We start from the raw sequence: 15,653 nt of genomic DNA, 5'->3' as shown, positions 1-15,653 counted from the left end.
TCAGAAAGGGTTCTGAGTGGTGAAGGGTTCAGCGATCGCGACGCCAAAGTTTTTCAGGCGGCAGGTCGCTGCAAACTCATCCTGACAGTTCACGAACAGACAAGGTTCACCTTCGCATTCCACGACGGAACAATCTACTGCGATGTCACTCAGTGCCTGACTCAGCTTATGCATAACCGGCCAGGCGCTATCGCCATCCGGACTCAATAACTTCAGCGCCACAAGACTCCCTTCCGCGTCATCGTCATTTTGCGGAATCGGTTCAACCCTGGCGCCTGCAAAACCGTCAAGCCAGCGATAGCTCTGGGGTAAACGGTGGATGATGGAGAGTTGTAATGTATTCACTTTCTGTCCCCGGAAGTACCAATTACTTCACAAATATTTCACATTCATATTAACACATTATTGACAAACCGTCTCGTCAGCGACACATAAAACGTAAGACGCCGCGATCTGTGCGGGTTAGCGGTTCATTTATCAGGTTTTTATTGATGAACCCCGGCCCTTTTTTCGGCTATATGTACCCGTTTATGAGATCTAACTCAACTTATTTTACTACAAGGATGTGACTTTTTACACAAACGGATTTTACATAAAATAAACAAACACGTCCGAATGTATGTCAGGTTTGGTTGATGTGCATCAAAAAAGGGAGCGTTTCTGCCCCCTTCTGTTGAAAGGTTACGCCTGTTTTTTGCCGCGACTGGCGTAGAGATAGAACAGAATGGAACTGGTTGCGCAAAAGGTGATGGACCAAATCATTGGCCATGCGGAGTTGAACGCCGACATAGAAAGCAGCGTGCCGACAATTGCGCCAATACCAAAGCGGAACGTACCGGCCAGCGAGGAGGCGGTGCCTGCCATATGGGGAAACTCATCAAGAATAACCGCCATCGCGTTTGACGACACCAGCGAAACACAGCCGACAAAGGCGGCCACGCCCACCACCAGTGACCAGAAACCTACGCCAAGCAGTGCCGTGATAACCATCCATAGCGCCATCACAAACTGAACCCATAACCCACCACGGAACATCTTTAATGCGCCCACACGGCGGACGAAACGTCCATTGATGATGGTCATCAGGAACAGGAACACAATATTTAGCGCGAAGTAGTAGCCAAAATCCTGTGGCGAAACATGGTTGATTTCAATATAGACAAACGGCCCGGCGCTTAGAAAAGAGAACATTCCGGCAAAGCTAAAACCGCTTGCCAGCATATAGCTGAGCACGCGTTTATGACGAAACAGAGAGGCAAAATTGCCGACGGTCGTGCGCAGATGGAACGGCTGCCGACGTTCTGGCGGAAGCGTTTCATGTATAAAGAACGCAATCATCACCGAAACCAGCAAGCCCGCTACCGCCAGGATCCAGAAGATCATATGCCAGCTAAACCAAACCAGCACCGCGCCGCCGATCATCGGGGCAAGCAACGGCGCAATGGTGGTCACCAGCATGACAAACGACATCATCCGCGAAAACTCTTCGCGCGGATAAATATCGCGCATCAGGGCATTAATCACCACGCTGGCTGCGGCAGCCGCGAGACCATGAAAGAAGCGCATGGTAATCAGTTGATCGATACTCTGTGCCAGCGCGCAGGCCACGGCCGCCGCGGCGAAAATCAGCGTACCGCCAAGGATAACCGGCTTACGCCCGATGCTGTCCGCCATAGGGCCATAAAGCAGTTGCCCCAATGCAAAGCCCAGAATGTAGGTGCTTAACGTCATTTGCGCGCTGCCCGCCGGTACACCAAACTGCCCGGCAATTACCGGGAGCGCGGGCAGATACATATCAATAGATAACGGCATCAACATGGCCAGCAGGCCAAGAATAATCACAATACTCAGTGATGAGTGTGGCCTTTTGGTCACGAAAAGCTCCTCTAAGTTAACGCGCAGGCAAACCGACGCTGGCAATCTCTTCTTCTGTCAGTGCGCGGTACTCTCCCGGCGCCAGATCGTCGTCGAGGGTAATCGCGCCGATACGCTCACGATGCAGCCCGACAACGTGGTTGCCCACGGCGGCAAACATACGTTTTACCTGATGATAGCGCCCCTCGCTGATAGTTAAGCGTACCTGCGTCGGCGTGATCACCTCGAGCTGAGCCGGTTGGGTCAGGTCTTTCTCGTTATGTAACTGGACACCTTTGGCAAAGCGTTCCGCAGTGTCTTGCGCCACTGGCGATTCCAGGTCGACCAGATAGGTTTTCTCGCAGTGATGGCGCGGTGAGGTGATACGGTGCGACCACTGCCCATCGTCGGTCATCAGCACCAGCCCGGTAGTATCGATATCCAGGCGCCCCGCAGCATGGAGTTTGTGCGCTACAGGCTCATCCAGAAAATAGAGTACCGTCGGATGATCGGGATCGTCCGTTGAGCAAACATAGCCCTGCGGTTTATTGAGCATGAAATAGCGAGGGCCGGTTTGTTGAACCAGCGCGTTGCCCTCATACTCCACCTCGTGTTGCGGGAGCAATTTGAACGCGGCATCTCTGACAATTTCGCCGTCTACGGTAATGTGGCTGGCGCGGATTTGACGTCCGGCAATAGCACGGCTTACGCCGAGTTGCTGAGCGATAAACTTATCAAGTCGCATGAAGTTGTTTTGCCTGTATGGTGCTGGAAGCAGGACTTTCGTCCTTAAGAAGACTCAGGTGATTTACGCCTGTCAGTATAGCGGTCATTCTACGCCGCTCAAGGGAAAGATTCGTGGCATACTTGTGACATGATGTTGTCACACCATGAAGAGCATGACTTTTACCTTACGCCCTTATCAACGCGAAGCGGTAGACGCTACCCTCGCCCACTTTCGCCATCACGATGAACCTGCGGTGATTGTCCTGCCTACAGGCGCAGGCAAAAGCCTGGTCATTGCCGAACTGGCAAGGGTGGCGCGCGGGCGCGTACTGGTGCTCGCACACGTTAAAGAACTGGTCGCGCAAAACCATGCGAAATACCTCGCTCTGGGTCTGGAGGCGGATATCTACGCTGCGGGCCTCAAGAGTAAACAGAGTGAGGGCAAAGTGGTTTTCGGCAGCGTACAGTCCGTTGCCCGTAACCTTGACCATTTTCAGGGTGAGTTTTCACTGCTGATTGTCGATGAGTGCCACCGCATCAGCGACGATGGCGAAAGCCAATACCAGCAAATTTTACAGCACTTGCGCAAAGTGAATCCCCGCGTACGTTTGCTGGGACTCACCGCGACCCCTTTTCGTCTGGGGAAAGGCTGGATCTACCGTTTTCATTATCACGGTATGGTCCGGGGCGATGAAAAAGCGCTGTTCCGCGACTGCATTTATGAGTTGCCGCTGCGTTACATGATCAAGCATGGCTATCTGACACCACCGGAACGGCTGGATATGCCCGTGGTGCAGTACGATTTCAGCCGCCTGCAGGCGCAGAGTAATGGCCTGTTCAGCGAAGCGGATCTGAACCGTGAACTGAAAAAACAGCAGCGCGTCACGCCGCACATCATCAGCCAGATTGTTGAGTTCTCAGAAAGCCGCAAAGGCGTGATGATTTTTGCCGCGACCGTAGAACATGCCCATGAAATTACCGGGCTGTTGCCTGCGGGCGAAGCAGCGCTGATTACCGGCGAAACGCCAGGTCCACAGCGTGATGAGTTGATTGAGGCGTTTAAAGCGCAACGCTTTCGCTACCTGGTGAACGTGTCGGTGCTCACGACTGGCTTTGACGCGCCGCATGTGGATTTAATTGCCATCCTGCGCCCGACGGAATCCGTCAGCCTGTATCAGCAAATCGTCGGGCGCGGCCTGCGGCTGTTTCCCGGCAAGACCGATTGTCTCATCCTCGACTACGCCGGAAATCCGCACGATCTTTACGCGCCGGAAGTCGGTGCGCCGAAAGGAAAAAGCGATAACGTACCTGTGCAGGTGTTTTGCCCGGCCTGCGGCTTTGCCAATACCTTCTGGGGGAAAACCACGGCAGATGGCACCTTAATCGAACATTTTGGCCGCCGCTGTCAGGGCTGGTTTGAGGACGATGACGGCCAGCGGGAACAGTGTGACTATCGTTTCCGTTTTAAAAATTGCCCACAGTGTAATGCGGAAAACGACATTGCTGCCCGTCGTTGCCGGACCTGCGACACCATTCTGGTCGATCCGGACGATATGCTTAAAGCGGCGCTGAAACTCAAAGACGCGCTGGTCCTTCGCTGTAGCGGAATGGACTTACAGCACGGCGCGGATGACAAAGGCGAGTGGCTAAAAATTACCTACTACGATGAAGATGGCGCAGATGTCAGCGAACGCTACCGCCTGCATACCCCTGCTCAGCGTACCGCTTTTGAGCAGCTCTTTATCCGCCCACACACCCGCACGCCCGGCGTGCCATTACGCTGGATTGTCGCCGCCGATATCCTCTCCCGGCAGGCGCTGTTACGCCACCCTGATTTTGTCGTGGCGCGCAAAAAAGGCCAGTACTGGCAGGTGCGGGAAAAGGTGTTTGATTATGAAGGGCGCTTTCGCCGCGCCAATGAGTTACGCGGCTAAGCCATAGCGGTCCGACTTGTAACAGAGGGGGGATACGGGTATAATCCGCCCGCTTTTGCATCCGCAAAGCAGATCACTTGCCTGTTGCTGGGTCGCCTGTAGCAGGAACTATTTAAGAGAAATTGACATGTTTACTATCAACGCAGAAGTACGTAAAGAGCAGGGTAAGGGTGCGAGCCGCCGCCTGCGCGCAGCTAACAAATTCCCGGCTATCGTTTACGGTGGGAAAGAAGCTCCGGTTGCTATCGAACTGGACCACGACCAGCTGTGGAACATCCAGTCTAAAGCTGAATTCTATGATGAAGTTCAGACTCTGGTTATCGATGGCAAAGAAGTAAAAGTGAAAGTTCAGGCTGTACAGCGTCACGCTTACAAACCGAAACTGTCTCACATCGACTTCGTTCGCGCGTAATCGCTGACAAGTTGAAAAAACCCCGCTCTGCGGGGTTTTTTTATGTCTCAGCAAACTCGATTAACGGTCTACCCGTTCGCGGCAAAATGCGTATCGGGATGATTTGCCCCTCACTCAAGGCATCAAGCACCTTTTCGGTGCTCATCAGATCCGTACCCTGCCAGGTCTGACCATCAAACTGAAAGTCGAACCAGACCTTGAGGCCCGTCGCAGAAATGCAGCATCGACAGGGAATTTCTGGCGTATTCCTTTATGCCACAGTGCGGTCAGTTACCACCGGTTCTGCGTTGCAGTTGATCGCGCAGATTCGGCGGTGTGCCCTTAATGGTCAACGTATCCGTGGCCGGATCCCAAAAAATACGCTCGCCCAACAGCAAGGCATCAAAGTTAATGGTTAACCCGCCGCCGCTACCCGCATATTTAGTTAACTGGCGCAATGTGCTGCGATCCGCCGGAAAGCTCTCTTCCAGCTCATAGCCCTGCCCGGCAGTAAACTCTTCAAAGCTCACTTCGCTCACGCCCGCCAGCTCTTTTGAAAGTGACGCCAGTTCAATCTCTTCGCCTGCCTGCAACTGTTCATTACAGTAGGTGTAGACCTGCTGGCGAACATCCTGGCGCTCTGATTTATCGAGCTGCGCCTGGGCGGTAAAGTCATCCACCGCCTGCAACAATCCGCGGTTCTGCGCTTTGGCGTTTAATCCTTCGGTTGCACCGAGGAAATCCATGAAAAAGTCAGAGACCTTGCGCCCAACGCGCCCTCTGAGGAAGGTTAAATAACGCGTCGATTCCGGGTTAGTTTCCCACTCGGTTAAATCCACACGCGCCACGATATCCGCATGGTTAATGTCGAGATAATGCGTCGCGCTGATGTCCAGTTGCTCATTAACACGCATACTGCTTAAGTTATTGAGCACCGCGACCAGCAGGTATTCCACTGCCAGGTAGCGATAGTGGCAGAACAGCACAATGCCGCCGTCCGCAAAGGGATATTTTGCCAGTTCATCACGTAAGCGCCCCGTTGCCGCACGGCTGAACGCGAGAAAATCTTCCTCGCCCTGACGCTGGAGGCGTAATGCCTGCGCCAGTTCGCTGTCATCGTTAAACAGGCCGTAGGCTTTACTTTTCGCGCTGTAAACCCGGTGTAACTCGGCGACCATCTCCTCAACGGGAGCAGTCGGTTCCAGCAAAGATTCGCGCAACACCAGCTCAAGGTTTTGCTCATCGCGTTTGATAAGCTGGTGCAGGGCAATCTGGTTGATGTCCAGACTCATGATAAACTCTCCTTTTAGACCGGGCGGTATTCAACCACCACGCAAGCAACTGTGCAACTGCTGATAAAAAAGCAGAAAAAAAGCTGTTGCTACGGTAATATGTTGCCCTTTATGAATAACTGATTTCGATTTATGCCACAAATTTCCCGCTATAGTGATGAACACGTTGAACAACTGCTAAGTGAGCTGGCCAACGTGCTGGAAAAACACAAGTCTCCGACCGACCTTTCCCTGATGGTTCTGGGGAACATGGTGACGAACTTGATCAATACCAGCATCGCCCCTGCTCAACGCCAGGCCATCGCAAAATCTTTCGCCCAGGCATTGCAGTCGTCCGTTAATGACGATAAAGCGCATTAAGGTAAACAGCGACAAGTTATGGTGACTCATCGTCAGCCCTACCGTGAAAAAGTCTCCCAGATGGTAAGCTGGGGGCACTGGTTCGCCCTGTTCAATATTTTATTGTCCATTGTGGTCGGTAGTCGCTACCTGTTTGTCGCCGACTGGCCGACAACGCTTGCCGGGCGGATTTACTCTTACCTGAGCGTGGTCGGTCATTTCAGCTTTCTGGTGTTCGCCACCTACCTGCTGATTTTATTCCCCCTCACCTTTGTGGTGATGTCCCAACGCCTGATGCGGTCTCTGTCCGTTATTCTGGCGACCACGGGCATGACGCTGTTACTTATCGACAGCGAAGTTTTTACCCGTTTTCACCTGCATCTCAATCCCATCGTCTGGGAACTGGTGATCAACCCCGATCAGAATGAGACGGCGCGTGACTGGCAGCTCATGTTTATCGGTGTGCCGGTTATCCTGCTCATTGAGATGCTGTTCGCCACCTGGAGCTGGCAAAAACTTCGCAGCCTGACCCGGCGGCGGCGCTTTGCAAAACCCGTGGCAGGGTTCTTTTTCGTAGCCTTTATTGCCACCCACGTTATGTATATCTGGGCGGACGCAAACTTCTATCGCCCTATCACAATGCAGCGGGCGAACCTGCCTCTCTCCTACCCGATGACGGCACGCCGCTTCCTGGAGAAACATGGCCTGCTGGATGCGCAGGATTATCAGCGTCGCCTGATTGAACAGGGTAGCCCGGAAGCCGTTTCGGTACAGTATCCATTGAGCGATCTGCGCTATCTGGATATGGGGCCCGGGCAAAACGTTCTGCTGATTACCGTTGATGGCCTGAATTATTCAGGTTACGAAAAACAGATGCCGGCACTTGCCGCCTTTGCGCAACAGAACGTGACCTTCACGCAGCACATGAGTTCTGGCAACACGGCGGACAGCGGCTATTTTGGCCTGTTTTACGGTATTTCGCCGAGCTATATGGACGGGGTACTGTCGGCACGCGTGCCTGCTGCACTGATCTCTGCGCTCAATCAGCAAGGTTATCAGTTAGGTTTGTTCTCTTCTGACGGGTTCAGTAGCGCGTTGTATCGTCAGGCACTGCTTTCGGATTTCTCGCTGCCTGCGGCAAAAACGCAGACAGACGCGCAGACCGCCGATCAATGGATTGACTGGCTGGGTCATTATGCTCAGGACGATAACCGCTGGTTCTCCTGGGTGGCGTTGAACGGCACCAACCTGCCAGACAGCAATCAGCAGAATTTTGCCCGTCGCTATGGTCGCGCCGTTACCGATGTCGATACGCAGATCAACCGTTTATTGGATGCGCTGCGCGAATCGGGCAAGCTGGATGATACGGTTGTGATCATCACCGCGGGTCACGGCATGCCTGCCGATCGGTCAGCCACTGACTTTGCCTGGTCGCGCGATAATCTGCATGTGCCGCTGGTGATTCACTGGCCGGGCACACCTGCACAGCGCATCAATAAGCTGACCGACCACAAAGACGTGATGACGACGCTGATGCAGCGCCTGTTGCATGTCAGTACGCCAGCAAACGAGTATTCGCAGGGCCAGGATCTGTTTAACGCAACGCGACGCCATACCTGGGTCACCGCAGCAAGCGGCGATGCGCTGGCGATTACGACGCCACAGATGACGCTGGTGCTCAATCAGAACGGCAGCTATCAGACCTGGAATCCGCAGGGTGAAAAGATTCAGGATCAGAAACCGCAATTGAGTTTGCTGCTACAGGTCCTGACAGATGAAAAACGGTTTATCGCTAACTGATTGATTATTTATGAATCAGTTAGCTCTCCCCTCACTTGCAATCAGCGGTGAAAAGGGTACTATTACCGCCACAAATCGGCACGTAGCGCAGCCTGGTAGCGCACTGTCATGGGGTGTCAGGGGTCGGAGGTTCAAATCCTCTCGTGCCGACCAAATATTTCACCGGTAAGCTTTTACGCGACCGGTTACCCCTTAAGAACCCGCAATCTCTCTGAGTTTGCGGGTTTTTTAATGCCCGCAATACTCTCACGCCTTTAGCGTGCTCTCCCCTTATCGATGAAAAACAGTGCGGATAACGCGTTTGTGATCAGATGCCAGAGTGGTTTTCGCCTGATTCCTGATACAGATCTTTTCACATCTGTGTCCGGCTCAGCATTTTTCAACGCGTGAAATATCCTAAGCTCATTTAGGCTTACATAACGCCATGCTTACTTCTTGTAGATAGCCAAGACTCATGCGGATCAGAGGCAGGGAATCACATGAAAAACGTCATTATCAGTATGATCGCAAAGATTTCAAAGATGGATGCGGAGGCGAAACAGTTGACTGCTCGCGTAGAGGCACAGTCACTGTTACTTAGCGCCCTGGTGCTGACGCTGGGGAAAAACGGCGGCGTCCGCGAGATTATTGAAAACGTAAAGAAAGCCATCAACACGGCGGTGGATGTCTCCGACACGCCGCTTAAATCCGACGCCGAAATGCTGCTCAGTGAATTTACCGATCTGCTTTCCGTCACCCAGTTGCTGGATGACGCTGAATCAGAAATTGATTTCGAAACACTGAACGATCTTTTATCGAATACCGACGATAACCCCGAGCAGAAATGAGTACCGAAAGACCTGTCCCTGTCAATTACAAGACTGAGGCATCAATTTGTTGGTGTTTTCCCGCCAGCCATAACAGCTCGCTTTGAGCGCTGTCGGTTTAGGTTCATAAAGGACTAACAATCGCTGACCGGATTCATTGATTTTCCAACTGACGCTGGCTGCCGTCTTTTCTGCCAGTTTTATTGGTCGGTTTTGTGTATCCAGTCCATACAGTTCAACTTGCCCGGCTGCGGCACCAAATTGAAGCGTCACGGCCAAAAGAGCATTTCCTTGCCAGCGCCATTCAGGCAGAGGTTGCAACGCAGGTGACCAGGCGTCCGGCCAGCTTGTTGACCACACCGATGATGCAGCCCCTTTATCCTGCTTGAATAACGCCAGGTACGAAACGCTGGAATCTGCCCGCCCTTCCTGCCAGACGACCCAGCGCAATGCCCCCTGAGGATCGGCATCCATGAGACTCAAATTACGTACCGATTCCGCCATGATGCGATTAATCGCATCAGGCGTTTTGTTTTCCGCTGCCTGCACGGCAACACTGGTGATAAAACCCAGGGCAAAAAAAGGAATAGCAAATAGAGTCTTCATGGGGTTACAGGTCCCTGTAGCGTACTGGCTGGCACAACGATAATGGATTGTAAGGTAATCAAGCCTGCCGTTTTATCGGTAATAGCATTGATCGGCCGGCCACTCAGATAAGCAAACGCAGCTCGACTTAAATCAAGGACACGCGCCATTGAACCATCGCCAGCCCCACGATCATTCACTTTGACGATGACTGACCGCCCCTGGTATGTCAGTTTTAATTTTGTGCCAAGCGGTACGGCATGCCAGCGTTCACGTGGCAATAAAGCGGCGGTATACGCCGTATGGGTGTAAAGATCGCCGCTCGCAGTCATTTTATTGAGAAAGAAATCTGAATAAGTCGAAGCCACACCAGATACCGGAAGTCCCATTCTTTGCTCCGCAATGATGTTAATAAACATGCGCCCTTATTAAGGAAGAAGCTAATAATAAACCTAACTTTTTAGCCGCGTAACAATAGAAACAAACATTCAGCAATGACTCAGATTAATCTTAATCACATGCCGTTCAGATATTTTATGGCAGAAAAAGAAGGCGGCTGACGCGTTATTTTTGCGCCCGGAAGGTCAGCAAAATATCGACCAAAACAGCAACTATCAAGACCGCTATCCGACCGCAGGCAGCAAAGGTGGTCAGTAGGATTTCAGAGGGAATGATGGTTGTGATTTTGCTGCTGTTGCCGGCGGAACAGCTTATCCACCGATAAGGTATCGGGTACTCCTTTGTCCGGCGCTGCCGACGGCAAAATCAGTAGGTGGTTTTCGGCATCGATTATGGAGAGTTTGCAATGACTGACTGAGCGCCTGTTGTTGCTGCTGATAATTATGCTGTTCTTGCTGCTGACGTTGGACAATGGCGACGGCAAAGCTATCGCACTGCGCTTTTGTCGGTGGCGTTTTTTCTGCCGCTGCTGACATTTCATTGAATGTGGTCTGATAGAACACCGGGTCATAAGTCCAGCTATTTAAATCGCGCGCTGCGTAATTTTTCGATCCTGCTGCAATCTGATAATCCAGAAAGCCAGGCGAGACACATTTGTTTGCCGCGACATCGGCAAGAGCAATGCGTTAGTAATTGACATAAGGGATGGTGGGTTGTGGCGTAGCACAGCCAACAAGCACGGCGGCAAGCAAGACTGAGGACAGTTGCCGTGGCAATGAAGAGCGCACCAATGGGCCTTTGAAAAACTTCAACGGTAACGAAACACATTTAAGTCGCTTGAACGTTGCGACAAAAAACCTGCCGAAGCAGGTTTTTCGATTACAGCGCAATATCCGCCGCGGGTTCATTGTCCGCCGGCACAACATGCGAGGGTTTTCGTACCGGGGGCGTAGCATCCGCCAGCGGTGATTCATCGCATTTCAGCCCCAGCACGCGACTGGTGTAATGCAACTCTTCATCCGAGGCTTCAACGTTGCCGTCAAGCTTCACGCCGAGGAACGGAATGATCTCTTTGAGTTTCGCCTGCCACTCAGGAGAAGCGACTTTTTCCGGGAAGACCTTCTGCATCAGTTCCAGCATGATCGGCGCGGCGGTGGACGCGCCCGGCGATGCGCCCAACAGCGCAGCGATAGTGCCCTCTTTGTCGCTCACCACTTCGGTGCCCAGACGAAGTTCGCCCAATTTCTTCGCATTGCGTTTGATGATCTGCACGCGCTGCCCGGCCTGCCACAAACGCCAGTCCTCTTTTTTAGCCAGCGGATAGTACTCGCACAGGGCATCAAAACGATCGTCGTCGTTTTGCAGCACCTGGTTCATCAGGTATTTCACCAGGCTGAAATTGGTCATCCCGACGCTTAACATAGGCAGGAAGTTAGAACTGTTAGTTGAGCGCAGCAGATCCCACAGCGAGCCATTTTTCAAAAAGCGCGTTGAGAAGGTGGCGAACGGTCCAAACAGCAGCACGCGTTTGCCATCAATGATACGCGTATCGATATGCGGTACCGACATCGGCGGCGCGCCCACTGTCGCCTGACCGTAGACCTTCGCCAGATGGCTATTCACCACGTCAGGGTTTTCGGAGACCAGGAACTGGCCGCCGACCGGGAAGCCCGCGTATTCCGCCGCTTCCGGGATACCGGATTCCTGCAATAGTTTCAGCCCGGCGCCACCGGCGCCAATAAAGATAAATTTGGCCTTGATAACCTGATCGACGCCGCTGTTTTTCAGGCTGGCAATGGTCACATTCCAGGTGTTATCCGCATTGCGTTTGATGCTGCGGACTTCACTGCCCAGTTTCAGCGAGAAGTTGTCTTTACGCTGTAAGGAATGAATCAGTTGGCGGGTAATCTCGCCGAAATTCACATCGGTACCGATTTCCGTCCGCGTCGCCGCCACTTTCTGCTGCGGGTCGCGCCCTTCCATTACCAGCGGCGCCCACGCGCGGATCTGCTCGTGATTTTCCGTATAGCGCATGCCACGGAATAACGTACTTTGCTGCAACGCTTTGTAGCGGGCACGCAGGAAGTTAACGTTGTCATCGCCCCACACCAGACTCATGTGCGGGACGGTATTAATGAATGAGCGCGGTTCGCTCAGCACACCGGTTTCCACCTGATGCGCCCAGAACTGACGAGAGATACGAAACGCTTCGTTAATCTCAATCGCCTTTTTGATGCTGATTGTTCCATCCTGGTTTTGCGGGGTGTAGTTCAGTTCCATCAAGGCGGCGTGCCCCGTACCGGCATTATTCCAGCCGTTGGAGCTCTCTTGCGCCAGCGCGTCCAGCCGTTCCACCATGGTGATCGACCAGTTGGGCTCCAGCTCCTGGAGGTAGGTTCCCAACGTGGCGCTCATGATCCCACCACCGATTAAAAGCACATCCGTTTCCTGCTCTTTCGATGCGTTAGCTTTTGCTGCCGCGGAGACAGCATTAAGCCCGACAGCCATCGAAAACAGTCTGGCAGTCATTCTTTTCATAATGTTAATGCCTTACTTTTAGTGCTGCTTTATTAGCAGTTATCGCGGGTAACTTCGTTAGCGCATCTAACCTAGCACGGGGGAAAGAGGATTTAAATAATGTTTAAACATTAAATAGTCATTGCATAAATGTTATTAATAAGTTTAATAATTGCATTAAAAATAACCATGTTTACTGGCAACTTTTGCTAAGAAACAGTAGTATTCTCCGCTTTGTCAAACACATGACATCCCATCCATTTATTGATGCCTGTCGTTAATCACCCCTGCAAAAAGTTATGACTGAAAAATTATTCTCCCCAACGGGTCGGGTTAGCCATGTGCTGCGCTCCCCTCAATTGATGACACGCGAAGCGCTGGCGGGTGTGATTACCGCGCTGGCGTTGATTCCGGAAGTGATCTCCTTCTCGGTGATCGCGGGCGTCGATCCCAAAGTCAGCCTGCTGGCCTCCGTGGTGCTGTGCATCAGCATGTCGTTGCTGGGCGGGCGACCGGCGATGGTAACCGCAGCGGCCGGTTCAGTTGCGCTGGTGATTGGCCCGATGGTGCACCAACACGGCGTGGAATACATTCTGCCCGCTGTCGTGCTTGCAGGCGTTATACAAATTATCTTTGGCTTAACGCGAATGGCGCGTCTGATGCGCTTCGTGCCACAAGCAGTGATGACAGGCTTTGTGAATGCGCTGGGTATTTTGATTTTTTTCGCCCAGGTGCCCCATTTCTGGAGCCGCGAACCGCTGATCCTCGCGCTCTTCGTCCTGACAGTGCTGATTGTCCTGTGGTGGCCACGCTGGGTGAAAAGCGTGCCCGCACCGCTGGTGGCCATTGTGGTGCTGACGTTATTTACCGTCCTCACCGGACAAACGCTACCTACCGTGGGCGACGAAGGTCCCATGCAAGGCGGCCTGCCTGGCTTCACCGAATGGCGGGTACCTTTTAACCTCGCCACCCTCGGCATTATCTGGCCCTGCGCGCTCAGTATCGCCTTTGTTGGCCTGTTGGAATCATTGTTGACCGCACGTCTGGTGGATGATTTAACCCATACGCCATCCAGCAAAAGCCAGGAAAGCGCCGGGCTGGGGATCGCCAATATCCTCGCGGGTTTTTACGGCGGTATCGCAGGTTGCGCAATGATTGGGCAGACCATCGTCAATGTGGAAATGGGCAAAGGACGCAGCCGCGTATCCACCATCGTGGCGGGGCTGGTGCTCTTATTGCTGGTGACGGCACTGAGCGAGGTAATGGCGGAAATTCCGATGGTGGTCCTGGCGGGCATTATGACCATTGTCGCCTGTAAAACCTTTAGCTGGCATAGCCTCTATCCGGCAACGCTGCAACGCGCGCCGATTGCCGAAACCGTGGTGATGATCGTCACCGTTGCGGCAACCATCGGTACCGGCAATCTGGCGATTGGCGTACTGGCAGGGATGATTGCGATGGCTCTCCTTCCTGCACGTTTACATAACGCGCGTGGCGCTACAGCAGAAAAATCGTCGCCAGCCCAAGAAAAATAAAAAAGCCCCCGGTATCGGTAATCGCCGTGATCATCACGCTCGAGCCGACCGCCGGGTCACGCCCGAAACGCACCATTGTCATTGGGATAAGCACGCCCATCAATGCCGCCATCAGCAAGTTGAGCACCATCGCCAGCGTCATCACGCCACCCAGCGCAGCATCATCATAGAGTAGCCAGGTAACGGCCCCCATGATCCCTCCCCATACCAGACCATTCACCAACGCCACCCCCATTTCACGCAAGACTAAAAAGCGAAAATTGCCCGGCTGAATGGTCTGCAACGCCAGGGCGCGAACAATCATTGTGATGGTCTGATTACCGGTGTTTCCGCCGATACCGGCAACAATAGGCATCAACGCGGCCAGCGCTACCAACTGTGAAATGGTGTGTTCAAAACCGTCAATCACCCGTGAAGCAATAAATGCCGTGCACAGATTAATCGCCAGCCATGCCCAGCGGTTTTTCACCGCACGGGTCACCGGCGCAAAGACATCCTCTTCGGCACTCAGACCGCCCATCTGACGCAAATCGTTGTCAGTCTCTTCGTAGACCACATCCACGATGTCGTCGATGGTAAGGCGGCCAATTAATTTGCCGTCGGTATCGGTAACTGCCGCGCTAATTAAGTCATCGCGTTCAAAGGTATGCGCCGCGTCTTGCGCCTGCTCATCAGGCGAAAAGGTGACCGGATCGTCATTCATCACCTCACCTACCCGGCAGGCACTGCCTTTGAGTAAGATGGTTTGCAGCGCCAGCTCGCCAAGCAGTATGCCGTCACGTCCGGTGACAAAGAGTTTGTCGGTGTTTTCCGGCATCTTGCCCAGCCTGCGTAAATAGCGCTGTACGGTGGCCAGCGTCAAATTCGGACGCACGGTGATCACTTCAAATTCCATGATCGCCGCAACGCAGTCTTTGCCGTAGCGCATCACCTGGCGTACCCGGGCGCGATCGGTTGCCGGCAGTGTTGCCAGCAGACGCCCGGTCAGATTACGCGGCAGATGCTGCACCAGCCAGATTTGGTCGTCGATATCCAGCGTTTGCAATGCATCCAGCAACGCTTTATCACTCATTCCATCAATCAGGTCTTCCCAGACGTTTTCCGACGCTTCCAGCAAGACTTTGCCACGTTTGTCATCTTCTACCAGTCGCCACAGAGCAAGACGCCCGTCTATCGGCAACCCTTCGAGGGTATCGGCTAAATCCGGCGCCGGTAAATGCGCCACCAATGCGTTGACCTCAGCCATGTCACTGCTGAGCTTATCGGCGTCAAACTGTTCCGCCAGAGTTAACTCGCCAAGCAACGTTGCGGTGAGTGATTTTTCGGTGGTGAGAAGCCAGATTAAACGCGCACGTTCCTGATCGCGTAATCTGCTACTGCTTTTTTTGCTGACAGACATTGGACGTTCCCTGCGTAGTAACTCACCTTTATGAGATGAAGGCGTACAGGTCTAAGCATAGCGGCAGGTGATGTAA

15 protein-coding genes and 1 tRNA gene are annotated in these 15,653 nt (G+C 53.0%); 7 read left to right on the top strand and 9 right to left on the bottom strand.

What is annotated here, in order from left to right:
- The 3 genes from MRY16398_RS08560 to rsuA all read right to left on the bottom strand — a co-directional run bounded on the left by MRY16398_RS08560 (position 1) and on the right by rsuA (position 2,599).
- Complete coding sequence (locus tag MRY16398_RS08560; RefSeq protein ID WP_039079943.1) at positions 1-345, bottom strand: YejG family protein; 345 nt, start codon at positions 343-345, stop codon at positions 1-3.
- A gap of 336 nt (positions 346-681) precedes the next feature.
- Positions 682-1,875: a Bcr/CflA family multidrug efflux MFS transporter gene (locus tag MRY16398_RS08555; RefSeq protein WP_125124169.1), complete on the bottom strand. Its 1,194-nt coding sequence runs from the start codon at positions 1,873-1,875 to the stop codon at positions 682-684.
- Between the two features lie 16 nt (positions 1,876-1,891).
- Positions 1,892-2,599 (bottom strand): 16S rRNA pseudouridine(516) synthase RsuA, encoded by a 708-nt coding sequence (gene rsuA / locus MRY16398_RS08550; RefSeq protein WP_039079941.1) that lies wholly within the window; start codon positions 2,597-2,599, stop codon positions 1,892-1,894.
- Positions 2,600-2,753: 154 nt separating this feature from the next.
- Between rsuA and MRY16398_RS08545 the strand changes: the two genes are divergently transcribed.
- Both MRY16398_RS08545 and rplY read left to right on the top strand, forming a co-directional pair.
- Positions 2,754-4,514, top strand: coding sequence for a DEAD/DEAH box helicase (locus MRY16398_RS08545; protein WP_125124168.1), 1,761 nt, complete (start codon positions 2,754-2,756; stop codon positions 4,512-4,514).
- Positions 4,515-4,641: 127 nt separating this feature from the next.
- Positions 4,642-4,926 (top strand): 50S ribosomal protein L25, encoded by a 285-nt coding sequence (rplY, locus tag MRY16398_RS08540; protein WP_039079939.1) that lies wholly within the window; start codon positions 4,642-4,644, stop codon positions 4,924-4,926.
- A gap of 266 nt (positions 4,927-5,192) precedes the next feature.
- Here the strand turns inward: rplY and yejK are convergent, their stop codons facing one another.
- Entirely contained in the window at positions 5,193-6,197 is a 1,005-nt protein-coding gene (yejK, locus tag MRY16398_RS08535; protein WP_039079938.1) for a nucleoid-associated protein YejK, read from the bottom strand.
- 132 nt (positions 6,198-6,329) lie between these two features.
- Between yejK and MRY16398_RS08530 the strand changes: the two genes are divergently transcribed.
- The 4 genes from MRY16398_RS08530 (at position 6,330) to iraP (ending at position 9,163) form a co-directional block, all read left to right on the top strand.
- Positions 6,330-6,557: a YejL family protein gene (locus MRY16398_RS08530; protein ID WP_039079937.1), complete on the top strand. Its 228-nt coding sequence runs from the start codon at positions 6,330-6,332 to the stop codon at positions 6,555-6,557.
- Between the two features lie 18 nt (positions 6,558-6,575).
- Entirely contained in the window at positions 6,576-8,336 is a 1,761-nt protein-coding gene (gene yejM, locus MRY16398_RS08525; RefSeq protein ID WP_125124167.1) for an LPS biosynthesis-modulating metalloenzyme YejM, read from the top strand.
- 76 nt (positions 8,337-8,412) lie between these two features.
- Positions 8,413-8,489, top strand: a tRNA-Pro gene (locus MRY16398_RS08520).
- A gap of 326 nt (positions 8,490-8,815) precedes the next feature.
- Positions 8,816-9,163: an anti-adapter protein IraP gene (gene iraP, locus MRY16398_RS08515; RefSeq protein ID WP_039079935.1), complete on the top strand. Its 348-nt coding sequence runs from the start codon at positions 8,816-8,818 to the stop codon at positions 9,161-9,163.
- A gap of 21 nt (positions 9,164-9,184) precedes the next feature.
- Here iraP and MRY16398_RS08510 read toward each other — a convergent pair whose 3' ends face one another.
- The 4 genes from MRY16398_RS08510 to mqo form a co-directional block, all read right to left on the bottom strand.
- Positions 9,185-9,748, bottom strand: coding sequence for a hypothetical protein (locus tag MRY16398_RS08510; protein WP_125124166.1), 564 nt, complete (start codon positions 9,746-9,748; stop codon positions 9,185-9,187).
- Entirely contained in the window at positions 9,745-10,146 is a 402-nt protein-coding gene (locus MRY16398_RS08505; RefSeq protein ID WP_079496270.1) for a septal ring lytic transglycosylase RlpA family protein, read from the bottom strand. Before MRY16398_RS08505 ends, MRY16398_RS08510 begins: the two co-directional genes overlap by 4 nt.
- A gap of 291 nt (positions 10,147-10,437) precedes the next feature.
- Positions 10,438-10,689 carry a hypothetical protein gene (locus tag MRY16398_RS08500; protein WP_125124165.1) on the bottom strand — a complete coding sequence of 84 codons (252 nt, stop codon included), beginning with the start codon at positions 10,687-10,689 and terminating at the stop codon, positions 10,438-10,440.
- A gap of 316 nt (positions 10,690-11,005) precedes the next feature.
- A complete protein-coding gene (gene mqo, locus MRY16398_RS08495) occupies positions 11,006-12,664 on the bottom strand; it encodes a malate dehydrogenase (quinone) (protein ID WP_125124164.1) in 1,659 nt (552 codons plus the stop codon).
- 278 nt (positions 12,665-12,942) lie between these two features.
- On the opposite strand from mqo, the gene MRY16398_RS08490 reads away from it, so the two are divergent.
- Complete coding sequence (locus MRY16398_RS08490; protein ID WP_125124163.1) at positions 12,943-14,178, top strand: SulP family inorganic anion transporter; 1,236 nt, start codon at positions 12,943-12,945, stop codon at positions 14,176-14,178.
- Here the strand turns inward: MRY16398_RS08490 and mgtE are convergent.
- Entirely contained in the window at positions 14,141-15,577 is a 1,437-nt protein-coding gene (mgtE, locus tag MRY16398_RS08485; RefSeq protein WP_039079930.1) for a magnesium transporter, read from the bottom strand. The genes MRY16398_RS08490 and mgtE overlap by 38 nt on opposite strands.
- Positions 15,578-15,653: the final 76 nt, after the last annotated feature.

This window comes from Phytobacter sp. MRY16-398, assembly GCF_003925915.1.
In the GTDB taxonomy this organism is placed as follows: domain Bacteria; phylum Pseudomonadota; class Gammaproteobacteria; order Enterobacterales; family Enterobacteriaceae; genus Phytobacter; species Phytobacter diazotrophicus.
This window is presented reverse-complemented; position numbering and strand designations above follow the sequence as displayed.